This is a genomic window from Tardiphaga sp. OK245, from assembly GCF_900108575.1.
Classification (GTDB): domain Bacteria; phylum Pseudomonadota; class Alphaproteobacteria; order Rhizobiales; family Xanthobacteraceae; genus Tardiphaga; species Tardiphaga robiniae.
The window spans coordinates 1-22,683 of record NZ_FNWZ01000001.1 but is presented as its reverse complement, the minus strand read 5'-3'; the positions used below and the strand labels follow the sequence as shown (position 1 = coordinate 22,683).

The 22,683-nt window shown below is 58.3% G+C and carries 23 protein-coding genes; 15 read left to right on the top strand and 8 right to left on the bottom strand.

The genetic code is table 11. The features are described 5' to 3' along the window. Nucleotides 1-39: 39 nt before the first annotated feature. The 6 genes from BLW80_RS30570 (at nucleotide 40) to BLW80_RS30665 (ending at nucleotide 6,907) form a co-directional block, all read left to right on the top strand. Nucleotides 40-1,176 carry a hypothetical protein gene (locus tag BLW80_RS30570; RefSeq protein ID WP_210185286.1) on the top strand — a complete coding sequence of 379 codons (1,137 nt, stop codon included), beginning with the start codon at nucleotides 40-42 and terminating at the stop codon, nucleotides 1,174-1,176. A 335-nt stretch (nucleotides 1,177-1,511) separates the two neighbouring features. Then, on the top strand, nucleotides 1,512-1,703 hold the full coding sequence (locus BLW80_RS00110) for a zincin-like metallopeptidase domain-containing protein (RefSeq protein ID WP_093756335.1): 192 nt from the start codon (nucleotides 1,512-1,514) through the stop codon (nucleotides 1,701-1,703). A 536-nt stretch (nucleotides 1,704-2,239) separates the two neighbouring features. Beyond that, on the top strand, nucleotides 2,240-3,514 hold the full coding sequence (locus BLW80_RS00105) for a DUF2130 domain-containing protein (RefSeq protein WP_093756334.1): 1,275 nt from the start codon (nucleotides 2,240-2,242) through the stop codon (nucleotides 3,512-3,514). A 3-nt stretch (nucleotides 3,515-3,517) separates the two neighbouring features. Next, complete coding sequence (locus tag BLW80_RS00100; protein ID WP_093756333.1) at nucleotides 3,518-4,792, top strand: SIR2 family NAD-dependent protein deacylase; 1,275 nt, start codon at nucleotides 3,518-3,520, stop codon at nucleotides 4,790-4,792. Further along, on the top strand, nucleotides 4,782-6,698 hold the full coding sequence (locus tag BLW80_RS00095; RefSeq protein ID WP_093756332.1) for an ATP-binding protein: 1,917 nt from the start codon (nucleotides 4,782-4,784) through the stop codon (nucleotides 6,696-6,698). The genes BLW80_RS00100 and BLW80_RS00095 overlap by 11 nt, the downstream gene beginning before the upstream one ends. Next, nucleotides 6,695-6,907 carry a KTSC domain-containing protein gene (locus tag BLW80_RS30665; protein ID WP_093756331.1) on the top strand — a complete coding sequence of 71 codons (213 nt, stop codon included), beginning with the start codon at nucleotides 6,695-6,697 and terminating at the stop codon, nucleotides 6,905-6,907. The genes BLW80_RS00095 and BLW80_RS30665 overlap by 4 nt, the downstream gene beginning before the upstream one ends. A gap of 18 nt (nucleotides 6,908-6,925) precedes the next feature. Here the strand turns inward: BLW80_RS30665 and BLW80_RS00085 are convergent, their stop codons facing one another. Continuing rightward, nucleotides 6,926-7,465, bottom strand: a complete 540-nt coding sequence (locus BLW80_RS00085; protein WP_093756330.1) for a hypothetical protein — start codon at nucleotides 7,463-7,465, stop codon at nucleotides 6,926-6,928. Between the two features lie 409 nt (nucleotides 7,466-7,874). Here BLW80_RS00085 and BLW80_RS00080 point away from each other — a divergent pair, with 409 nt between their 5' ends. Further along, nucleotides 7,875-8,534, top strand: coding sequence for a hypothetical protein (locus BLW80_RS00080; RefSeq protein WP_210185285.1), 660 nt, complete (start codon nucleotides 7,875-7,877; stop codon nucleotides 8,532-8,534). Nucleotides 8,535-8,624: 90 nt separating this feature from the next. Here the strand turns inward: BLW80_RS00080 and BLW80_RS00075 are convergent, their stop codons facing one another. From BLW80_RS00075 to BLW80_RS00065, 3 genes are read right to left on the bottom strand one after another with little or no spacing between them, the layout of a single operon-like run. Further along, entirely contained in the window at nucleotides 8,625-10,310 is a 1,686-nt protein-coding gene (locus BLW80_RS00075; RefSeq protein WP_093756329.1) for an adenylosuccinate synthetase, read from the bottom strand. Next, nucleotides 10,298-10,873 carry an AAA family ATPase gene (locus BLW80_RS00070; protein WP_093756328.1) on the bottom strand — a complete coding sequence of 192 codons (576 nt, stop codon included), beginning with the start codon at nucleotides 10,871-10,873 and terminating at the stop codon, nucleotides 10,298-10,300. The genes BLW80_RS00075 and BLW80_RS00070 overlap by 13 nt, the downstream gene beginning before the upstream one ends. Then, nucleotides 10,870-11,595: a hypothetical protein gene (locus BLW80_RS00065; RefSeq protein WP_139285760.1), complete on the bottom strand. Its 726-nt coding sequence runs from the start codon at nucleotides 11,593-11,595 to the stop codon at nucleotides 10,870-10,872. The genes BLW80_RS00070 and BLW80_RS00065 overlap by 4 nt, the downstream gene beginning before the upstream one ends. Before the next feature lie 556 nt (nucleotides 11,596-12,151). On the opposite strand from BLW80_RS00065, the gene BLW80_RS00060 reads away from it, so the two are divergent. Beyond that, nucleotides 12,152-12,565 carry a twin-arginine translocation pathway signal gene (locus tag BLW80_RS00060; protein ID WP_093756326.1) on the top strand — a complete coding sequence of 138 codons (414 nt, stop codon included), beginning with the start codon at nucleotides 12,152-12,154 and terminating at the stop codon, nucleotides 12,563-12,565. Nucleotides 12,566-12,575: 10 nt separating this feature from the next. Here the strand turns inward: BLW80_RS00060 and BLW80_RS00055 are convergent, their stop codons facing one another. Together BLW80_RS00055 and BLW80_RS00050 are read right to left on the bottom strand one after the other, a co-directional pair. After that, the gene (locus tag BLW80_RS00055) at nucleotides 12,576-13,742 is read right to left on the bottom strand and encodes an FAD-dependent monooxygenase (protein WP_093756325.1); all 1,167 of its coding nucleotides are present in this window, start codon (nucleotides 13,740-13,742) and stop codon (nucleotides 12,576-12,578) included. Between the two features lie 9 nt (nucleotides 13,743-13,751). Then, nucleotides 13,752-13,997 (bottom strand): zinc-finger domain-containing protein, encoded by a 246-nt coding sequence (locus tag BLW80_RS00050; protein WP_089265655.1) that lies wholly within the window; start codon nucleotides 13,995-13,997, stop codon nucleotides 13,752-13,754. A gap of 229 nt (nucleotides 13,998-14,226) precedes the next feature. Between BLW80_RS00050 and BLW80_RS00045 the strand changes: the two genes are divergently transcribed. The 4 genes from BLW80_RS00045 (at nucleotide 14,227) to BLW80_RS00030 (ending at nucleotide 17,705) form a co-directional block, all read left to right on the top strand. Then, the gene (locus BLW80_RS00045) at nucleotides 14,227-15,435 is read left to right on the top strand and encodes a hypothetical protein (RefSeq protein WP_244527878.1); all 1,209 of its coding nucleotides are present in this window, start codon (nucleotides 14,227-14,229) and stop codon (nucleotides 15,433-15,435) included. A 70-nt stretch (nucleotides 15,436-15,505) separates the two neighbouring features. Then, nucleotides 15,506-16,258 (top strand): alpha/beta fold hydrolase, encoded by a 753-nt coding sequence (locus tag BLW80_RS00040; protein WP_093756324.1) that lies wholly within the window; start codon nucleotides 15,506-15,508, stop codon nucleotides 16,256-16,258. A gap of 226 nt (nucleotides 16,259-16,484) precedes the next feature. Continuing rightward, entirely contained in the window at nucleotides 16,485-17,312 is an 828-nt protein-coding gene (cysE, locus tag BLW80_RS00035; RefSeq protein ID WP_068736178.1) for a serine O-acetyltransferase, read from the top strand. 174 nt (nucleotides 17,313-17,486) lie between these two features. Then, complete coding sequence (locus BLW80_RS00030; protein ID WP_068736180.1) at nucleotides 17,487-17,705, top strand: DUF3126 family protein; 219 nt, start codon at nucleotides 17,487-17,489, stop codon at nucleotides 17,703-17,705. A 78-nt stretch (nucleotides 17,706-17,783) separates the two neighbouring features. Here the strand turns inward: BLW80_RS00030 and BLW80_RS00025 are convergent, their stop codons facing one another. Continuing rightward, a complete protein-coding gene (locus BLW80_RS00025; protein WP_089264924.1) occupies nucleotides 17,784-18,434 on the bottom strand; it encodes a response regulator in 651 nt (216 codons plus the stop codon). Next, nucleotides 18,431-19,810: a sensor histidine kinase gene (locus BLW80_RS00020; protein WP_093756323.1), complete on the bottom strand. Its 1,380-nt coding sequence runs from the start codon at nucleotides 19,808-19,810 to the stop codon at nucleotides 18,431-18,433. Before BLW80_RS00020 ends, BLW80_RS00025 begins: the two co-directional genes overlap by 4 nt. Nucleotides 19,811-20,004: 194 nt before the next feature. On the opposite strand from BLW80_RS00020, the gene BLW80_RS00015 reads away from it, so the two are divergent. From BLW80_RS00015 to BLW80_RS00005, 3 genes are read left to right on the top strand one after another with little or no spacing between them, the layout of a single operon-like run. Beyond that, nucleotides 20,005-20,766 carry a MotA/TolQ/ExbB proton channel family protein gene (locus BLW80_RS00015; RefSeq protein WP_244527876.1) on the top strand — a complete coding sequence of 254 codons (762 nt, stop codon included), beginning with the start codon at nucleotides 20,005-20,007 and terminating at the stop codon, nucleotides 20,764-20,766. Beyond that, nucleotides 20,763-21,401 (top strand): hypothetical protein, encoded by a 639-nt coding sequence (locus tag BLW80_RS00010; protein WP_502688577.1) that lies wholly within the window; start codon nucleotides 20,763-20,765, stop codon nucleotides 21,399-21,401. The genes BLW80_RS00015 and BLW80_RS00010 overlap by 4 nt, the downstream gene beginning before the upstream one ends. 4 nt (nucleotides 21,402-21,405) lie before the next feature. After that, nucleotides 21,406-22,011 (top strand): hypothetical protein, encoded by a 606-nt coding sequence (locus tag BLW80_RS00005; RefSeq protein WP_093756321.1) that lies wholly within the window; start codon nucleotides 21,406-21,408, stop codon nucleotides 22,009-22,011. Nucleotides 22,012-22,683: the final 672 nt, after the last annotated feature.

Genomic DNA, 22,683 nt, shown 5'->3' with positions numbered 1-22,683 from the left:
AAGCCATCGACACGAGCGCGAGTTGCCAAGGAAGTGTTCATGACGCCTAGGGCTGTATACGCATCGCTGCTTCATCGCATCTTCGGAGCAGGATCGGCAACATTCGATGTGATCGACGCGCGATCGAACAGCGTGATCGGCGCGCTAGCACATCCGACAGACTTCCTCCAATTCAAGAGTAACTTCGAGGAGAGGCTGCGTCGACTGAGTGTCGCCATCCAAGCGGATACGATGCTGGGCAAAGAGGTTCTGGCTACAGTGAATCGGATCGTGGACGCTGGCTGGGACGGCGCTTACGCAGAACTGTGCGCGCTAGACTACTTTCTGGCCGCACCAGAGACCGGGCCAGGCAAAATTTTGCTAGATCGAACCGTGTGCGCTGCCAGTACGCTCGCGTCCGAGATGGGGATGCAATACGCGAACCACGACATGAGCTTCCTAGATCTGGGAATCTCTATGGACACCAAGCTGCTGTCGGACAAGACGGGCGAGATTTTAAATGGCATCTTTAGCGACTATCGCGCGGCAAAAGGGATCAAGCGCTTGCTAATTGTCCCTTCCTACGATCTCGATGACGACTTCGAGCAGTATTCAGCTAACCGCAAAGCGCTCCTCAAAGAACTCATCGACGGCGTTGATACGGCGGCGCGGCCTGACACGTTCCGGAGCGCGGTCATTCCGGGACTGTCCTACGCCTTTGCGTGGAACGCTGGCGTTTACTTCGGGGAGGGCGTTTACTCTCCACACGAACACGCGAAGAACCATCATCCTCTGCTGTTTGGGCACGCGAAGAAGTTTTCCCGAAACGAGCCCAGCCTTATCACTTTTGTGATCTTCCCTTGGTCGGGAGAGAAAGTCTTTCCCTTCGACGACAGTAAGCGAACATTTTTCAAGAAGCTTGGAGAGCACTTCTTCAACGATTATCTCAGCTCGGGCGAGCCCGCGACTAAGTTCAACAAAAAGTTCAAATCTGCGATGTCGGCTGGCGACGTGACCAAGTACCTCTCAGGGGTCATCTACCTCGAAGACGCCTGCATCACGGCTTCCGATCCAAAGCAGTTGAACATAGACGCGAGCTTCATATGGAATGCTAACGCCGCGCACTCTTTGGCCAACCATGCGCTAGAGGCTGCGTTGCGGCATCGAGGCGCTTGCGATCTGAGTGCGTTCAAGTGACTGACGAAGCTCTGGTCCAGCCGTTGCCTTAACTTTCGTCTTCTCGCGCCCCTGTCACGACACCAGTCGTCTTAGTGACCACTTTTGCTGGTCGCTTTCAAACAGCCGTCCTTCCGCTTTCCACCAAATTAGGCTTTCCTCGAAGCGCTCTGATCATGCCGAACTGCCGCATGGCCGGACATCGGCCTATCACCCGTCAAACTCAGCCATGCGGCATAATCCGACTTACGGCGTAATGACCGTTATGCCGATATCGGCATAAGACCCATGGACCGCGCTGGCACATCGCTGTGACCGGGACATGTCCGGCCGCTTCGGTTAGCGAGGCCTATGGGATGGAAGAACTTGTCGCCGAGCTGGGTGCCGGGTACCTCTGCGCAGAACTCGGCATCGCGACCGAGCCGCGTGCTGAACACGCGCAGTATGTCACCCATTGGCTGAACGTCCTCAAGGCCGATAAGCGGGCCATCTTCACCGCCGCGTCGAAGGCCGCCCAGGCGGCCGCCTTTCTTCGTCGGGACGACTAGGCACCGTTTGCCCAAGACTGGGGATGTCCGACAAAAGGCGGCCGCTCATCGCTGTGTTCGCGGGAAGAAGTGACGTGGTACAAATGAAGTGCCGCTAGGCATGGCTGCAACCAGAATAAAATCCGTGGTCAAAACGTGCCCCGTGACTTACAAACCCAGGCCGTCCCATGCGGGTGTGGCGAAATTGGTAGACGCAACGGACTTAGACCAAGTTGAGTGCTCCGGTGGAAACGCCGGATGCAGAACTGCTCAAATTCGGGGAAACCTTCGCTGGCAATCCCGAGCCAAGCTCCTGTGCAGGAGAAGGTGTAGAGACTAGACGGGCAGCACCTAAAGCAGCCATGCTACGGTGAAGGGATAGTCCAGACCACGAACGCCGATGGCGACGGCGAAAGCCGAAGTGGCACGAAAATCCGTTGGGGATTCCCCATGCCGGTTCGAGGCCGGCCTCCCACACCATTGTTTTTCAAAGACGGCAAGTAAAATACGACGACTTAGTGAACCGTGACTTGAACGAAGCGATCGGATGCCACCAAATGACTGAGCCCACGATTATATGCCCGAACTGCAAGACCGAGATAAAGCTTACGGAGTCGCTGGCAGCGCCGCTTCTTGACGCGACCAAGGCAATCTACGAGAAAAAACTTTCTCAGAAAGAACTTGAGGTTGCCAAGCGTGAGTCATCAGTTCAAGAGCAACTGCATAGTATTGAGGAAGCAAAAAGCTCAATAAACGATGAGATTTCGGCGAGGCTTAAAGGTGAGCGAGAGCGCATTTCGGCTGAAGAGGCAAAAAAAGCGAAATTGCTTATCGCCACTGATTTTGAGCAGAAAGCGAAAGAAGTTACTGAGCTCCAGCAACTCTTAGAGGAGCGAAATAGCAAATTGGCCGAAGCCCAAAAAGCTCAGGCAGATCTGTTGCGCAAACAGCGCGAACTGGATGATGCCAAACGCGAGGTAGAGCTGACCGTAGAGAAACGGGTTCAGGAGTCTCTCATTCAGGTTAGAGATAAAGCGAAACAAGAAGCTGAAGAAGGCCTGAAGTTGAAAGTCGCGGAGCGTGAGGAGCAAATCGCCTCAATGCAGCGCCAAATCGAGGAATTGAAACGGAGGTCCGAACAGGGATCTCAACAACTTCAAGGCGAGGCTCAAGAACTCGAGCTAGAGGCAACTCTCCGTGCTAAATTTCCGGGAGACATCATCCAGCCCGTACCCAAAGGTGAATTTGGCGGAGATGTCTTGCACCGAATTGTAGGCCCTCTTGGTGAATGTGGAACTATTCTCTGGGAAACAAAGAGAACCAAGAACTGGAGTGATGCCTGGCTTGTAAAACTGAGAGACGACCAACGCACAGCGAAGGCCGAAATCGCTCTTCTCATTTCACAAGCCCTCCCGAAGGACGTTATTGGCTTCGACTTAATCGATGGCGTCTGGGTGGCAGAAACTCGTAGTGCCATCCCGGTGGCAATTGCTCTCCGCCAATCACTTATATCATTAGCAGCTGCCCGCCAGTCGCGCGAAGGACAACAGACGAAAATGGAGCTCGTTTATGAGTATTTGACAGGGCCTCGTTTCCGGCACCGCGTAGAAGCAATTGTCGAAAAATTCTCAGACATGCAGGCTGATCTGGATCGTGAAAGGAAGACAATGACGCGCTTGTGGGCGAAGCGTGATGCCCAAATACGGGGAGTGATTGAGTCGACAGTTGGCATGTACGGAGACCTCCAAGGCATAGCGGGTCAAACCTTTCAAGAAATAGACGGGTTGGACATGCAGTTGCTGAACTCACCAACAACTGAAGAAAAGGAGTAAGCGATGGCAAAGCCCACGGAAGCGCCTGCTCCGGCAGCTTCGGCACCATCTGTAGCGCCGCCCGTCATTGGTCCGCTTCATAGCCCCCACCGCCGGGTCACAGATCTCCTTCAGAGATTGGCGCCCGGAAAGATGCGAGTTGGATTCTTCATTGGTGCGGGGTGCCCGCTCGCCGTAGCCGACGAGTCTGGCAAGAAACCACTTATTCCGGAAATAGCGGGGCTTACTAAGATTGTAAAAGATGATCTGGCGGCCAACCCAGAGCTAAAATCCGCGGCAGAAACCATTTGGTCCCGGATAGTCGCTCGCGGCGTAGCTCTCCCCACTGTTGAAGATGTCTTAAGCCACATTAGGACGCTGATATCGCTCTCTGGCACAGGTGGCATAGATGGTTTCTCCACAGACGATCTTAAAAAGGTGGACGCTGCCATCTGTTTGAAAATTAAGAGCGTGGTCGGAAAGAGTCTTGCGACGAATGACACGCCCTACCACATTCTCGCAAGCTGGATTCAGGCGATTGCACGGGACAAACCTGTCGAAATCTTCACGACCAATTATGATCTCCTCCTTGAGCAAGCTTTGGAAGCACAGCGCGTTGCGTACTTCGATGGCTTTGTTGGCTCCGACAACGCGTTTCTTGATCTTGAATCGATGGCTGTGGATGATTTGCCAGCGCGTTGGGCGCGGCTTTGGAAGCTTCATGGCTCAATCAATTGGTGGATGACGTCAAAGAATAAGATTCGGCGGAGCCGGGATGTAATCGAGGGCGAGCAGTTGCTGATCTACCCTTCGCACCTGAAATACGATCAAAGTCGGCAGATGCCGTACTTCGCCATGCTTGATAGACTGAGAGTATTTCTAAGGTCGGATCAATGCGTTCTCCTGACGTGCGGATACTCTTTCGCAGATGAGCATATCAACGCCTATATTGGGCAAGGCTTGTCTGGAAATCCGAACGCATCATGCATCGCTATGATCTGGAACGATCGTGCGGATGCCCCAAAGGCAATTGAATTGGCTAAGCGTCACGCGAATCTTACAGTGCTAGCCGCAGACGGCAGTGTCATCGGAACGATTAATAGAAGTTGGGATAGCACTATCAAATCGAATAACCCTGCCTTTCCAATTGCAATTTGCAACAGTGCGCTGGCGGGCCGTTCGAAGGCTGATGCAGACCAGTGTAAATGGCTGTTGGGTGATTTTGATGCATTTGGACAGTTCCTGGCGCACCAGCTTTCCACTCGTGACATAGAGCAGGATATTCCCGATGCGCCCTGATCCTACAAGAATTGGGACGGTTCAGGATGTCGCGGGGACAGCAGTGAGCGTTTCGCTTACAAGCGAGACTGCTACTGGCCTGAGCTTTTACAAAGGTGAATCATACAGAATCGGGCAAGTGGGAAGTTTTGTCCGGATACCGCTCGGCTACACGTCACTGTTCGGTATTGTATCGCAGGTCGGCGCAGGAGCTGCCCCCAAGGCAGATGGCGATGCTCATCCTTGGGGAAATCAGTGGCTTAAGGTTCAGTTGGTCGGCGAAAGGGGTCGAGACGGCAAGTTTGAACGCGGGGTGTCGCAACATCCCACGATCAACGATCCTGTTCATATTGTAACCGAAGACGATCTAAGAGAGATTTATGGCCCCGGCGATCCGATCGACTTTGTATCGGTTGGACATTTAGCCAGTGCCGAATCTATCCCCGCACTAGTGAATATCAACAAGCTCGTTACAAGGCATTCCGCAGTTGTCGGTACAACTGGAGCTGGAAAATCAACTACGGTAGCTGGTTTGCTAGCGGCTCTCTCTGATCCAAAGCCTTATCCTTCCGCAAGAATTGTTGTTCTTGATATCCATGGAGAGTATGGCAAAGCACTGTCTGATCGAGCCACCGTCTTCCGTATTTCTGCCGACCAGGCAAAAGAAGAGAAGCCTCTTTTTATCCCTTTCTGGGCCTTGAGTTTTGATGAACTTGTCAAACTGGCCTTCGGAGGTCTCGGCGAGGAGAATTACGCCGTCGTTGCAGACAGTGTGATCGCACTTAAACGAGAGGCGTTGGCAGCTCAGCACCCTGAGGGAGTTGAGTCTGACCGGGTCACTGTCGATACACCGGTACCATTCTGCATCCATAAGCTGTGGTTCGAACTCCACCAGAGGCAGCATCGCACAATCATTCCAAGTCCTGGTGCCGCAGCTGGAGAAGTCGAGCCAGCTTATGTGCTTGGTGCCGATGGCCAACCAATTCAGCGTGGAAACGCCATGTCTGTTATTCCGCCACAATACAGGAACGTCAAAACGACAGGCCCGGCGGAAGAAAGAGTGCAGCTCGGCAACGATCCTATCAATATGCGCAAGCAGCTTGCGGTTCTGGCTTCCAAGTTGCGGGATCCGCAGCTCGAGTTTCTATTCAATCCGGGGGAGTGGCGACCAGGTATCGATGGGAAGGTTGGTCAGGATTTAGACGCCATGATCGCTGATTGGGTTGGCTCTCCAAAGCCAATCTCAATCTTGGACCTGTCCGGTGTACCGCCAACGGTCCTAAATGACTTGGTCGGAGCTCTGCTCCGAATTCTGTACGATGCCATGTTTTGGGCGAGAAATTTACCTGAAGGCGCGCGTGAGCGGCCCCTCATTTTTGTTTTGGAAGAAGCTCACACTTATTTGGGCAAGGAGCACGCCGGGCCTGCAGCCAGTGCGGTCAGGAGAATTGCTAAAGAAGGCAGGAAGTACGGCATTGGCGTTATGATTGTCAGCCAGCGTCCTTCGGAAATTGATCCGACTATTCTCTCACAGTGCGGCACAATTTTCGCGATGCGTTTAGCTAATGAGATTGATCGAGGCCAAGTTACAGGCGCTGCCGCAGATAATCTGAAGGGGCTATTTGATATGTTGCCCGTGCTCCGAACGGGAGAAGCTATAATTGTTGGTGAAGCCGTGAGTTTGCCGATGAGAACCCTTATAGATCCGCCAGATCAAAATCGTCGCCCCGATAGCGGAGATCCGCGGGTTGTTGTTCGCGGAGATTATGAGGATGGCTATGAGGGAGAAGGTGGCTGGTCTGTTCCTCGACATGTGGAAGACTATGGGATTGTGATGAAGCAGTGGCGGAAACAGAGCGCTCACTATGAACATGTGGCGAAAGCTGCTAAAATTGCTGAGCCAAACAAGGGGAAGGCAGACAAATGAACTGGATCGAAACTCCCGATTCTTCAAACATAGCGCGTTTCGCGTATACGAAAGAGACGCAGGTTCTGACCGTTGAATTCAAAAAGGGCGAACGCTACGAATACTTTGACGTTCCAGAGACAGTATTCGAAGCAATGAAGGCGGCGAGTTCGAAAGGCCAATACCATGCCCAGAATGTGAAAAACAAATTTCGGTACGCCAGAGCGTAAGCTCCTCGATCCTGCGCTTTACAGGGAGAACACCGTAATCATTCGTCGTGCGGTCTCGGGATCGAGACTCGGTGCGACTGCCAAAAGTTCTTCAGCCGTAATCTCGCAGAAGCTCCGGCCACGCCGGGCCGCCCGTATCGCGTCAGGATTGATGGACAAGAGAGTTCGGACATCGTTTTCTGCCCTTGCGTAGGCAGCGTATTCACCAACTAAGCCAGCTCTGGTTCGGTCAAGATAAGTAGCGTCGATATACTTGGGAACGACCATACTGAAGTAGGTCGCGGCACCTTCTTCAATGATGTGCGTCTCGTGGACTTTAACGGGCCAGAGGGTATGCACTGTTTCGTGAGAGAGCTGCGCCAAAGTTTTATCATGATCCCTTTTCGCCGATTTCGAGAGTTGAATCTCAATATGATCATCCAAGGCAAACATGATTCTGTTGGGTGTAAATTCGTAATCAACATAGCGGATGCTGTCGAGCACAAATGACCTATTCGGAGCGCCGAACATTCGCTCAGCCTCAACAAGAAACTCTCGAAACTGTTGGTCGAGATCCATCGCTGAATACTCCTGTTAACTTGGTTAAACTTAATCGTATCGAGAATAAGCCGGGGGCGGCGGGCACCCAAATGCCATACGCCTCAGCGGCATTGGTAGTCTGAGTCCAAGTCCGTACACCGTCAACAAGACAGGTTCTGTTAAGCGACTCGCTTTATAATCAGTTCGCATTGCGGGCGCTCGTCCTTCCGTTGGTCGATAGCGCTCCTGCCGCCCAGCTGGGTGCCTGGTCAAGCCGGCTGCATACGCGGCAAACATTGTCCGACCATCAGCACACCTTGTCGGACAAAAACGTTGGAAAGACTCGATTTCCAGCACGTGTTTTAGTACGAAAATCCGTAGGGCATATGCCTGTCTCGGTTCGAGTCCGGGCGCCCGCATCAAATTATTCATATTGGGGGTTTCAGCTTTGGTAGAAGAACGAATTCTGAAGCGCTTCGAAGAAATGCTGAAACTGGGCGACCAAGTGCTCGCTACTCGACGCAGTCCTTCGCCAGGCCATATCACCTCCGATTTTGTAGATGTTCAGCTTGCCAACCAATGGTTCGCGAGTTCGCTGAACTTGCTGGTTAGAGTTCTTAGCGAAAGTAGCGAGCACTACAAAGCAATGCAAAGACAGTACGCGGATTACCCCAAGTGGCCCAATGCGCAGCAAGCATATGGGATCCTCAAGGCTGCTCACGAAGACGTTCAAGCCGGCGCACTCTTCGAGATCAGGAGCATAGTCGCAGCCGAGTTGTTTGATGACTTTCTTGAGCAAGGGAAGGCCCTGCTAGCGGCTGGCTACTTTGCTCCCGCGGCGGTGGTTGTGGGTTCCGTACTGGAAGATGGCTTGAGAAAGCTCTGCGCGAAACATTCAATCGCTCTCTCTGACAAGCCAAAGCTCGACGGCATGAACTCAGCCTTAGCTAAGGCCAGCATTTACAATGTTCTCACCCAGAAGAAAATCACTGCTCTAGCTGGCATCAGGAACGATGCCGCTCATGGGAAGTGGGACACATTTAGTTCCGCTGATGTTGAGAGCATGATGCAATGGACGGCCGACTTCATGCAAAAACACTTCTCTTAAAGAAGATCGCAAACGCATCTGAAAGGCGGCGGAAGGCGTGAGGGGAAGAATCTCCGATAAGAGTAGCGCCATCGCGGTCCGCTTCCGAACTTATGAGTGTTTACGCTGAGTTGCCCAATTCCGCCGATCAATGATGCTTCGTAAGTCCACAGTTCTCTCTTCATCCCGGGTAAAGCGGGTGTTGATCAGCGACACTGGCGCCTGAGATACCCTCTCGAGTTCCTCGATAAACTTGATGGTGTTCTGCGAGAGTTGCTCAAACCGGCGCGCATCCTGGTTCTTCGCATCAATATAATCCGCAAAGGTAAGAACAATATCGGTAGGCGCATTCAGTACGCAGGCCTTCCGATACTGATCCCACTCAAACCAACCAACCCGCCGTGGCCGTTTGGTCGTCGAGGTAATTTCCTGTTTCGTTACCTCCACGGGGTCAAGACCGGCCTCGTTGGCTACATCTGCAAAGGTCACTTCGTGTTTTAGGGGGCCCGAGGTCTCGCCCTTTTTATCAGGGTTACCAACCCTGATTGGTGTCGGTCGGACCACCATTAAAATCCGTCGTACCCGTGCTGGCGAAATCCCTGCCTCGGCCAAGCAGCCCGCTACGTTTGTGTCTCGCGAAGTCACATACGGATGAGGACCATGATAGAGGCTAAGGCCGCTGCCTTGTGTGCCTTCAAGAAGGATCGACGACCCGTCCCGGTATGCTTTCTCAAGGTTGGCCACAATAGAGCCCCGATATGGCTCCTGTTCGCCAACATAGCGTGTTAATTCCTTGATATCTTTAGCAAGGCGGATCGCTCCGGGTTTCCGCCCATTGATACGGCGAGCTGCTGCCGCTCCGCTTCCTCGTCCGGTAGACGCGATCTTATCTTTCAGTATCTTCTCGGTGTCGAGGTCCTCATCTTCGATAATCATCGCTTGCGGGTCGATGTAGAGTCGATCCGGGGTAACCTTGCACTCTTTAATTTCCTTGAGGAGATCATCAACTTTGATCGTCATACCCGGTCCGAGCAGGAGCTTGGCGTTGGTATCGCGAGCGCCTGACGGCAGTTGGTGGTACGTGTAGACCCCAGATTCACTTGATACAGTATGACCAGCATTAGGGCCTCCTACGCGGACGAGCACGTCATAGTTTCTGGCAAGGTATGCTGCGACGTGCCCTTTGCCCTCACTGCCATACCCTCCACCAATGACGACATCCACACATCGGGTCGTTGATGGGCCGTAGAGCCCCAGGCGGGCAGCCACCCTAACCAAAGTATCTCTAGCATCTGTACGGACCGTATTGATCCTAACATCGGCATCCAGCTTGAACTTGCCGATGTCCTTTTCATTTTTGATGTGATCTGCCTCTGAGTAAGTCTCGGTCTTTTTACCCGCTCGCTTCGCTTGCCGTACATTGAACCGTTTTTCCAGGACCGTCCGGTCAAGAACGTAGAGGTGGACATGGACGACATCGAACTCATGCTGATGACGGAAACATTCGAGCTGGTCCCATGTACGCACATTATCCACAACGATGGGGAGCCCCGTGGGCAACCCTTTCGCTTCCTTTGCAACGGTCTTGAACAACCACTTATGCTTGGTTTCAGAGTCGAGCTGATCTCCTAACGCTTGCAAGGAGCGACGGTCGGCCTTCTTTTTGCGTTCTTTGGCTTCAGCTCTAATAAGCTCGCTCGTGCGTACTACGTGATAGCCGAACTCCGCCTGAAGCTGTTCCGCTAAGGCCGTTTTACCGGTACAAATATGCCCGCTAATCAGGACTACCTGGCGCATCTTTCCCCCCCATTATCCCATTGTTTTAAAATTTCAGCGGCAGCCTTCTCCGGGCTTTTTTGGCCGAGATCTACAACGACATCCGCCACATCAATCAGGCTGCGGGATTCAATTTCGTTGAGATGACTCTTGGCAACGTTGTACGGGGTGTTACCCGCATACTCTCCGCCGTTAGCAAGGCGTGCTTGGTAGCGTTGCTCAAGTACTTCTTCGGGCGCATTGAAATGCACGTGGAGTGCCAGGCGCCCATAAATTTCTTTGAAATTAAAAACTTGCTTGCGCTTCCGAACACTATCAAACAGCCAGGATTCCTGCTCCGGCGTTGCTGCTATTCTCACTTTGGCGATCTCGTCAACCAGCCAGCGATAATCCGTTTGTTCGTCGAGCCTGTCACCTAGCAGCTGAAGGTCTGCCCGGCTTGTGCCAGTACCCTGTTTGTTAGCCAGAGCTGTCAGATACTGTCCTGAACCCATTTTCTCGAACTTGTGCTCCTGAACAAGTTGCTTCGCCACAGCAGATTTGCCGACAGCGATAGGACCGCTCAGGAGCAGCAGACGTTTCATTTTAGCCGATCAAACTCCAGTCCATTTCCTCGCCATGTTTGGTCGGCCAAGGCCTGGGTCACGAAGTCCGTTACGGACTTACCGTGGACTGGACTACGCGGATAATGCGCAGGCGGTTTTTGAACCTCCACCTGCCAGGGGCAGTTTAGTTGCGCCAGAATGTTTTGAGCCGCGACGGCATCCTCGTTGGAGTAGCAAATGATCTTGGTGTTATCTGGCAGAGGTAGATCGCCATGCACCAGGACCTCGATCATTGTTCGTGCGTTCAACGGGTGGGTCAGTATGGCCGACTTCTCTGCTGGAGATCGGCCAATCGGGATTTCGTGACCAGCAAAGTACTTCCCGTTTCGATCATTCTCAGTATGACCGGGCTTCCCATTTCGTTTGAGCTTGCGGGTCATAGCAACGTTAAACCGGCAAATGCTGGTTTGGACCTTGTCGATGGCAGCCACAGGCACACTGATAGCAACGTGAGGAAAACCGGCCGCCAGCTTGGCTTTGAGAATGCGAGGCTCCTGATCCAGCGTCAGGTGAGCGTAACCACCAAAACCGCGGGTTACGTCCTGGCCGTGAGACATCGATCGGTAATGCGTCGGCGCAAACCCTGCGGCAGCAAGAGAGGGCTTGCACATCAAGGACTGAGAACGAGCAATGAAGGGAAGGTAGTGCAACGGAGCGTAGTGACGTACTTCCGTAATTCCTTGATCTGAAAGAATACCCATTCGCGACGTTATCCCCCTCTACACCCAAAGGTAGCATAAGCTTAACCGTAGGTCAGTTCCAAAATTGGGAAGTCCGTCGATAACCTCCAATACGAAGGCGAGTGCTGCTTTGCCCCAGGATTGGACAGGCATGCCTCGTCGTATCAGGGATAAACGATCTATTAGGGAGAGCTCGGCAGAGTCGCTGGAATCAGGCAATAGCTTCGGCAGTTGCGTCCATCCGACGCTAACGCCAATGCGGCCCAGATGGGTGCTCGGTCAAGGGTTGTGCTGGCCGTTTCAGCAATTGTCCGACATTTAGCACAAGAGGGTCAAAGAGGCTGAGAAATCCGCCAGTTTTTAGCACCAATAATAGCTCGTGCTAAATTTCTGATTATTTTTTCTTAGTAAAATCAGTTAGATGTGACTGGCTCAGAGGACTTAAAATCCCTCGATGGCAACGTCGTGCGGGTTCGATTCCCGCCGTCCGCACCAGCCTTCAGGGGAACTTTAGCCTCAATCCGGCCACCGGCGGCTGCTTTACGCAACTTCAATCCTGCCCGGCTAGAAAGTCCCGATGATCGTTTGTCCTTCCCGTTCCCGCCTGCCGACGCGTGCTGTTGCGATAGTGTCGCTGTTTGTCCTAGCCGGCTATCTCGGCGGCTGCGCCAGCATGGGCGATGGCATGGTGTCGGGCGCCTTTGTCGATCCTGCGAAATATGACCTCTATGACTGTCCGCAGCTTGAGATCGAGCGCAAGACGCTTGCGACGCGGACGGCCGAATTGCAGGGGCTGATCGACAAGGCGCAGACCGGCACGGGCGGCGCGGTGGTCAGCGAACTCGCCTATCGCAACGACTACATCTCCACGCGGGCGCAGGCCAAGCTGGCAGAAGAGAACTGGCAGAAGAGCAAGTGTGTGGCGAGTGCGCCGGCCGCTCCTGTCAAGCCAGCGCCTGCCGCGGCGAGACGATCCGGCGCGCGCTCCTGAACGGTCCGGCTCAAAGCTTCCAGTTATAGATCCAGTCCTGCCGCACCTGCAGGCGCTCGGTGCCGAGCGCGCGCATCGTGAGATCACGCGCCAGCGCCATCGGGCCGCGCAGGTGATAGATCTGGCCTGATTGCCGGGCGGTGCGCTGGACGCGGGTGACGCGTGGCTGGCGTAGCGCGGCGTAGCGCGCCAATGCGGGCGCGATCGCTGCGGCATCGTCGCCGACCGGGCCAAGGCATTGCGCCAGGACCGCCGCATCCTCGATGGCCATGCCTGCGCCCTGCGCGGCGAAAGGCAGCATCGCATGGGCTGCATCGCCGAGCAGCGCCACGGATCCCTCGTGCCACATGCCGCCGTCCGGCAGTGTGAACAGCGGCCAGCGCCGCCAGTTATCGACGCTCTCGATCATGGCGCGTGCATTGGCGGGCCAGCGCGACGCTGCAAAATGTCGGCGGATCTCGCTGGCGTCGCCAGCATCGCTGCCGCCCGGCTGCATCGCGGCGCCGGGCATGATCGCGACCATGTTGATCCGCTCGCCCGATGACACCGGATAGACAACGAGATGGGCCTTCGGCCCCATCCAGAGCTGGACGCCATGGGGGACCAAGTCGCTTTTCAGCCGGCTCGTTTCCAGCGTCCCACGCCAGGCGATGAGACCGGAGAAGTGCGGCTGCGTTTCGGGAAACAGTTGCCGTCGCACGAAAGACCACGCGCCATCGGCGCCGATCAAGGCCAGCACCGACTCGCCGTTGACGATGATACCGGCGGGCGTGGCGCGGAGGTTGTCCACGGGACAGCCAAGGCGCAGTTCGATGTCGGAATGCGCGGTGACCGCACCAAGCAACGCCGATTGCAGATCGGCGCGATGCACCAGCCAGTAGGGTGCGTCATCGCGGGCGCTGCCGAGTGGCAGGCGGATCACTTCGCCGCCGCTGCGCGCGGTCATGATGCTCACACTGGCCGGCGTCGTGACATGGGGCGCAAGGCGTGGTTGCAGGCCAAGGCCGATCAGTATGCGGGTCGCATTGGGCGAGAGCTGCAGTCCGGCGCCGGCTTCTTCAAGCCGTCCGGTCTTCTCACAGATGAGGACGCGAAAGCCCCGGGCGGCCAGCGCCAGCGCGGCCGTCAGTCCACCGATGCCCGCACCAGCGATGACGATGGTGCGCGGCGCCGTCACGGCCGGAAATCAGGCAACCTTGTCTTTCACCACGCATTCCGGCGGACGTGACTGGCCGGCGCCTAGATCGGCGGCAAAGCGATAGAGGGTCGAGCAATACGGGCAGATGATCTCGTTATCGTTGCCGAGGTCGAGGAAGACATGCGGATGATCGAACGGCGGATTGGCACCCACGCACATGAATTCCTGCGAGCCGATCTCGATGATCGGAACGCCGGCGTCATTGTGAAAGTGCGGAACCACGTGGTCGGACATCTTCTCTACCTTTGCTCGCAACAGCCGCGGGCGTATGAGCCGGCGCGCCATTCAGTGCGGCGCACCATACTGGTCCGGAACCATGATTCCTAGACCGTGCAGGGGTCATTCATTCGTACAAATTCGACACAATTCGGGTGTCTCCGAATAGCCCTTCTTTCGTCGGGGCAGTTGTGTCCACGATGTGACGCACCATTTCTAAAGAGGTGCAAGGATAGGGTTTTCCGCCATGTGGTTCCGGCTCGACACAGCTTTGACGGGGGTAGCGGTCTGCGCGACCGCCGGCCTGCTGTTGCTGCCGCATGCGCGCGACGCCGGCGCCGTGCTCGCCGCGCAGGATGACCCCGTCGCTCTGGCCGATGCGCAACTCAGCTCTGCATTGCGGAACGATCCCGCGGTGCTCGCCCGCAATATCGAGGAGGCACTCGCGGCCCGGGATGCCGACCTCGCCAAGAGCTTTGCCGATGTCGCCGCTGCGAAGAATATCCAACTGCCGGACGATCTCGCCAGGCGCGTGACCGAGGCGGTTGCGGACGAGAATTCCGCCTCCCATTTCGCCAGCCGCTTTGCGACTGGCTTTGTCACCGGCACGGCCGATGATGTCGGCAGCCTGTCGGGTACCGTCGCCGGCGATCTCTTTGTGTTCGGCGATATCCGCGACGTGGTGCGCGAGGGCAAGCACATGGCGTTGGGTGAGGATACCGATCACCTGATCCTCGGCCTTGCCGCGGCCGGTCTTGCCGTGACCGCAGCGACCTATGTCAGCGTTGGCGGCGTCGCGCCGGTGCGCGCGGGCCTCACACTGGTGAAGGATGCGCGCAAGGTCGGGCGGATCGGCGAGGGGCTTACCACCTGGGCGGCACGCTCGGCGCGCGGCGTGGTGGATGGTCCGATGCTGCGCGCCGCGGTGGCCGATGCGTCGATCCTGCGGCCGGGGCAAACCATCACTGCGGTGAAGGCGGCGTTCCGCACCGAGAAGGCCGGCGGCATCGTGCGTCTCGCCGGGGATGTCGGTCGTGTCGGCGAGAAGGCCGGCACGCGCGGCGCGCTCGATACGCTGCGTATCGCCCAGAGCCCGAAAGACGTCACGCGCGCAGCGCGGCTGGCGACGGCCAAGGGCGGCCAGACACGCGCGATCATGAAGATGTTCGGCCGTGGTGCGCTGCTGCTGGCGGCGGGCGCATTCAATCTCTCGATGTGGGTGTTCTGGGCGCTGTTCGCGCTGCTCGGATTTGTCGTGTCGATCAAGGCAACCACGGAACGCATCACCTGGTCGTGGCTGCAGCGCTCCAAGGCGAGGCGTGCGCGCCGCGAGCTTGCGGTACGGCAGGACGCTCTGCTGCAGGACATCTCACGCAAGGACGCATTACTCAGGGACATGGCTCTCCGCCATCCCGCGCCGGCTCACTCACTGGCGCCGGTGCTCGTCCACGGGTAAACTGAGCGCTTCCCATCACCACCATTCATTCTCTCAATCACCCCATCTCTCAATCGTAACGGAATTCTGGATGCCGAGCTTTCACAACGGCGCTGTCGAAATTGCTTATCTCGATGAAGGCGAGGGCGATCCGATCGTTCTCGTGCATGGCTTTGCATCGAGCAAGAACGTCAACTGGGTCTACCCGACCTGGGTGTCGGAATTGAAGAAGCACAATCGCCGCGTCATCGCGCTCGACAATCGCGGCCATGGCGATTCCAGCAAGCTCTACGATTCCGAACAATACAGCATCGGCGCGATGGCCGCCGACGTGCGCGCGCTGCTCGCGCATCTCGGCATTTCCCGCACCGACATGATGGGTTATTCGATGGGCGCGCGCATCACTGCCTATATCGCCTATAGCCATCCCGAATTGATCCGCAGCGCGATCTTCGGCGGTCTCGGCATCGGCCTCATCAAGGGCGGCGGTCCCGGCGAGAACGTTGCCCTCGCGCTCGAGGCGGACTCGCTCGACGACGTCACCGATCCCGTCGGCCGCACCTTCCGCGCTTTCGCCGATCAGACCCGTTCGGACCGCCGCGCGCTCGCAGCCTGTCTGCGCGGCTCGCGCCGGCTGATGACGAATGAGGAAGCCGCCGCCATCAAGGTGCCACTGCTGATCGCGGTGGGAACGACGGACGAGATCAGCGGTTCCGCGCAGGAGTTGCAGAAGGTCATCGCCGGCTCTGAAGTGCTGGATATCCCCAACCGCGATCACATGCGGGCGGTCGGCGATCGCGTCTACAAGGAAGGCGTGCTGGATTTCCTGTCCCGCCGCCCGTGATGACAATTGGCGAGGGGCGCACCTTGTTTTGATCACACGAGCGCCCACTTCTGATGCACGCCCGGTTTGTGGGCGGGGTGGGGTCGTCCCGGGAATGTCTGCGCTTTCAATGTGTTAGCGGAGGATTGCCGGGTAAGCCACCGTTCACGATGGCAGGAGCCGTGTCACGACAGCGACGCGTCTTGTGCTATAACCGATGCACTATTCAGGAAATTGCGAGTCCGCCATGGCCGTGCAGAGCATCAATCCGCAGAATTCAAAACTCGCAACGCTGGATCCGATCTGGGATCGCATCCGTTCCGAGGCGGAAGACATCGTCCATCGCGAGCCTGAACTCGCATCCTTCATCTATTCGACCGTGCTGCATCACAACCGTCTGGAAGATTCGGTGGTGCACCGCGTTGCCGAACGTCTCGATCACGCAGCGCTGTCCGGCGACCTGATCCGCCAGACCTTCGACGAAGCGCTGCGCGACGAGCCGGATCTTGGCAATGCGTTCCGCGCCGACCTCGTCGCCGTGTTCGACCGCGATCCCGCCACCACGCGCTTCATCGATCCGCTGCTGTACTTCAAGGGCTTCCACGCCATCCAGGCGCATCGTCTTGCGCATTGGCTCCACAAAAAGGGCCGCAAGGACTTTGCGTGGTATCTGCAGAGCCGCTCGTCGGCCGCCTTCCAGACCGACATCAATCCTGCCGCCAAGATCGGCCGCGGAATCTTTCTCGATCACGCGACCGGCTTTGTCGTCGGCGAAACCGCTGTGATCGAAGACGACGTGTCGATCCTGCACGGCGTGACGCTCGGGGGCACCGGCAAGGAAAACGAGGACCGCCATCCGAAGATTCGCCACGGCGTGCTGATCGGCGCCGGCGCCAAGATTCTCGGCAATATCGAGGTCGGCCATTGCGCGCGGATTGCCGCGGGCTCCGTTGTCGTCAAGCCTGTGCCGCACAACGTCACCGTGGCGGGCGTACCGGCGAAGATCGTTGGCGAAGCCGGCTGTTCGGAGCCGTCGCGCACCATGAACCAGATGCTGAACGCGATCGGGCTCTGATTTTCAGGGGCTGAGACTTCTGGGCTTGCGATTTGCAAGCGCTGATATTGCACGCGTTTTCGTTCACTTGTGGGATGGCGTGATTTTTCGAGAAACGGCCTAGCCGTGGACGCCATCTCGCATTAAAGCTTCTCTCCATCAGCTCAACAGACATCAACTGCATTGGAGACACCTGTGGACGTTCAGGAAGTCAGAAAGCTCGACGCCTATCTCAAGCGCGTGTTCGGCAACCAGAAGCTCCGCGTGGTGCCGCGCCCGAAGAAGGACGACTCCGCCGAAGTCTATATCGGCGAAGAATTTATCGGCGTGCTGTTCGTCGATGACGAAGACGATGATCGCTCGTTCCAGTTCCAGATGGCGATCCTGGAAGAAGACCTCGTCGATAACGGCTGAGGAGGCACCTTGCCCCGCTTGCCGGCGGCGAGATCAGCGCAAGCACTGCGTGGGTCGTCGCGCTCTGTACATCACACGCTAGGCCGCGTTGTCCGGCGCGACCAGGCCGGCGGCGGTGGCAAGCCAAACCAGGTGCGCGTCGGTGCGCGCGCCGATCTTCGATTTGATCTGGTAGTGATAATTCTGCACGGTCTTGGTGCTCAGATTGAGCGACGTCGCGATCTGCTCCGTGGTCCAGCCTGACGCCACCAGCCGCAGGATTTCCGTTTCGCGCGGCCCGAGATCTTCCACCAGCGACCGTTCGTTGCCGAGCCGCTCGCTGGCGATTTCGCGCGCGATGTCTTCGCTCAATGCGCGTCCGCCGCGGGCGACGGTGGCGATGGCGCGCACCAGTTCGTGCGGCGCGCTGCTCTTTGTGATGTAGCCGCAGGCGCCCGCCTCGAACGCTTTCAGCGCGAACGCGGCGCTCGCATGCATGGTGAATACCAGCAGGCGCGCGGTGCGATCCCATTGCCGGATATGCCGGATCGCTTCCAGCCCGCCGGGGCCGGGCAGCGACAGATCCATGACCACCACGTCCGGGCGCTCTGCCTGATAGGCACGATAGGCCGCAGCGGCATCCTCGGCCTCGGCGCTGACGCGAAAACCGGCCTGCCGCTCCAGTAGCCGGCGATAGCCTTCGCGCACCACCGGATGGTCGTCGACCAGCAGGATGCTGACGGCGGTCATGCCGCCGCCTGTCGTGGCAGCAGCGGAATCACCGCGGCCACGCGGATACCGTGTGCCGCCGGGCCGATCGACAGGCTGCCGCCAAGCGCTGCGATGCGTTCGCGGATGCCGAGAATGCCGTGACCGGAGGCGGTGTGGGCCTGTGCGGCGTCGCCGCCGCCGTCATCCTCGACACTGACGGCGATGGCGTCGCGGACCTCTTCCCCATGGCTGACGCGGAGATGAACGTGCTGCGGCCGGCCGTGGCGTGCGGCGTTGGTGAGGCACTCCTGCGCGATGCGGTAGATGTTGACGGCGGCTTCTGCGGGGACGGCGGTGAGATCGCCGGTTACGTCGAGATGAAACACCGCGCGCCGCGTTGTGCTCGCATTCCACTGCGCCACCAGTTGCGCAAGGCTGGCCTGCAATCCCAGTTCCTCGAGATCCTGCGAGCGCAGCCGCGCCAGCGCGCTGCGCAGTGTCGTCATCATCTGGCCGGTAATGCGGGCGATGGCGCGAGCATCGTCGGCGAGATCCGGACGGGACGGCGTGGCGCCGGTCTCGATGGCGGCGGCGAGCGCCGCGGTGGCGGTGAGGCACTGGCCGAACTCGTCGTGCAGATCGCGCGCCAGTGCGCGGCGTTCTTCTTCCTGTACTTGAAACAGTCGCTTGGTCAGCGCCACGCGTTCGGCGGTGGTGGCCGCGAGACGGCCGGCGAGATCGTTGACGGCGCGGGCGATATGGCTGAATTCGGTGGCGCCGAAAGCGGGCAGGCGATGGCGGTGGTCACCATGTTCGAGGCGGCGCAGGCCGCGTACGATGCTCCGGGCCGGCATCAGCGCATGGCCGATCAGGAGGATCGCGAGCAGACTGATGCCCAGCGCCATCGCCGCGGCGATGCTGACCATCACGGTCACCTGCCGCCATGCCTGACGCACGGCGGTGGCGGGGTCGACACGGGCTTGCACGGTGCCGGCATCGCGCTGCCGCACGGTTAGCGGCCGCGTCTGCGTGGCATGTGGCCCGAATAGCGCGCCGTAGAGACTGACGAACCATGATGGCGCCGGGCTGCCGATGTCTTCGGTCTGGCTGCACAGGTCGAAGGGCGGCGCGCTGCCGAGCCGGAAGTCAATGCATACGCCTGGCGCGATCACCTTCATGGTCGCAATGGATTTCCAGTCCGGCAGCGGCAGCAGTGCATCGCGGTAAGTGCCGTCGCGCCACAGCAATTCGCGCCAGTACAGGTTCTGCAGGGTTGTCGCGACGCGGTCGGCGGAGGCGGCGGTGTCGGCCTCGATGGTGCGGTGCGCATCGACCAGAATCCATCCGATCGTACAGGCCAGACAGAGCAGCACCACGGCGACGAGACGAAGAACGAGATGTATCAGCAGGCGCATGATCGCATTCCCCGCGGTGAGACGTTGATATTAAAGCGGCACGCGCCGTGGTCTGGCAAGCGGTTCTGCATCGTTTGGGCAATTTGCCCGGTATGTCGCGGGTGCGATGCCCTTGGAGGCTCAGTCGTACAGGCGGCAGATTGAAGCCAACCGCCGATCGTGATCGGTGAAACAACCAGCAGGAGGGACATGTGGTGAGCCGGCATCATCTCGATCCGGCGGATCGCGCGCCGCTACTGCACTGGTTGATCTTTACCGGGCTCTGTCTGTTCGCCGCGGTTCTGCTCTGGCACTATGGCCTGGTGCGGCAGATGCTTGCCGTCGATCGCACCTATATATCGTCAGTGATCGTACTGCTCTATTTCGGTGCGTCGCTGCATTGCCTGTGGCGCCTGATCGCAGTGTCGCGCGAAGCCGACGCGGCGCGGGGTGCAGCGCAACTATTCGCGGAGGGCGGCCAACGCATCGTCGTGGCTGGCGACGGTGTCGCGATCGACGGCGTCGGTGCGTTACCGAAAGGCCTGATGGCGTCGCATATCCGCGACCTCGCCGTGAAGTCCGCACTGCAAAGTGGTCGGCAGCTCGACCAGACGCTGCTGCTGCGTCGTCTCGCCGGAAATTTGCGCGGCTCGAACGGATTCGGCGGCTTTGCCGGCGACACGCTGATGAAACTCGGCCTGATCGGCACGATAGTGGGCTTCATCATGATGCTGGCGCCGATCGCTGGCCTCGACACCGGCAATCAGGGCGCCATCAAGGCCTCCATGAACCTGATGAGCGAGGGCATGGCGGTGGCGATGTATACCACGCTGGCGGGGCTAATCGGTTCGATCCTGATCCGCATCCAGTATTACATGCTGGAGGACGCAACCGCCAAACTGTTCGCCTTTGCCGTCGGCGTCATCGACGTCCACGCCGTGTCGCTGCTCGAACGTGAAGCGGAGCATGCGAGGTGATCGACGAGTTCGAATTCGAGCCTCCTGCGGCGGCGTTCGATCCGCTCGGCGTCATGCTGTTCAAGGCGCTGCAGGTGATTGCCTTCCTGTTCTTCATCGCGCTGCTGGCGATCAAGACCCATGACGACGAAGGCAAGGTCGATCCCAAGCTGGAATTCATGATCACGGTGAGTTGGCCCGACAAGCACCCGGACGACATCGACATGTTCGTGCAGGATCCGCTCGGCAACATTGTATGGTACCGGCGGCGCGAGACCGGCTTCATGGTGCTCGACCGCGATGACCGCGGCGGGCTCAACGATTTCATCATGGTCAACGGCCAGAAGGTGCTCTCGCCGATCCGGCAGGAGATCGTCAGCCTGCGCGGCATCGTGGCCGGCGAGTACATCGTCAACATCTACCATTTCGCGGCGTTGACCGGACAGCCAGTGCCAGTGACGGTCAAGGTCGAGAAACTGAATCCGAAAGTACAGGTGGTGCACTACGACACCGTCAATGTCGATCATGGCGGCGCCGAGACAACCGCGGTGCGCTTCATCATGGACAAGGCCGGCAATGTTACCGAGGTCAATCACGACCAGACATCGCTCGTGCAGATGCTGAACAAGCGGTACAGGGAGCGCAAGGCCGGATGAAGCGATGAGCCTGCAAGCCAGCATTATCGGTCTGTCGCTCGGCTACGTGCTGCTCGGCCTGTTGCTGTTGCTGGCGGTGGTGCGGACGCGGCTGCCGTGGCCGGTGAAGGCCGCCGCGGTGGCGGTGACTTCGGCGTTTTACGTGCTGGTGTTCTTCCGCACCCAGGGCCTGCTCGGCTGGTCGGCGGACGATCCGCTGCCGCCGAACTTCCAGTTGTTGTGGGTGCGCAGCGTCGAGCCCAACATCGCCCAGGGCGAGCCCGGTGCCATCCACATGTGGGTCGAGGCCCTCGACGACGACAATCTCCCGAGCGGGGCGCCGCGGGCCTATCGGCGGCCTTACTCCACCGCGCTCGCGCGCAAGGCCGAGCGTGCGCGCACTGAGATCGCCGCGGGTCATCCGCAAGGCGGGCGTGCCGCGCAATTCGGATCCGGCGAGGGCGAGTTGCCACCTGGTGGGCCGCCCGGTGCGCTGTTCGCCAGCGGCGAACCGGGCGGCGATCCGTCCGGCGGTGGCCTGCTGGACCCCGCTTTCATGCGCGGCGACTCCCAGTCCATCACATTCGCCCCGCTGCCCGTGCCCGTCCTGCCAGCCAAAGATGTGCCGTAGCGGCGATGGCCGGTGCGAACGTTAACTCCGCGCAGCTCCGCTTGGGGTGGCGGGGAATCCTGATCCAAGCTCGTCATTCCCCGGCAAACCAATTGGTTTGCCTGAGGGCGTGCGTCGCCGGCGAAGCCGGCAGAGCGCGAACCCGGAATCCCGGAGTGTTTGGCTCTACGGAGACTCCAACGTTGGGATTCCCCGCCACTCCAATTGGAGTGGCTGAGGTTCAGTCCCGTCGCCTGCGGCGCCGGTCCCGCCCCGGAATGACAGTATGGGGCGATATACAGCACCCAAACATTTATTCCTATATCCCGTTGACAATATCTCCATCAGGTTTATATTCCCCTCTGTCCTGCCCCACCGAGAGGGGCGATCGCGATCGTCACGTTCGCGGGGTGGGATGCGGTGGACGCCGGAGATGCGGCGTCACGCGGTTCATGGGGGAACGTCTGTCTTCGGGCAGGACGGATCTGCGCCAGCACTGCCACTGGCAAGGAGACGGCCGATCTTCGGATAGACAAACCCCTGGACAGTGTGACGGACGACCAAGTCAAAACGCGTTCGGCCAAGTGCTTTGCGGCTACCCTGTCCCTCCGCCCTGGGACATTAATTTTGGTGATGGGACCGTTCGCCATGGCAGATGTGCAAGCAACCGAAAAAACACCGCAGGCGGAACGT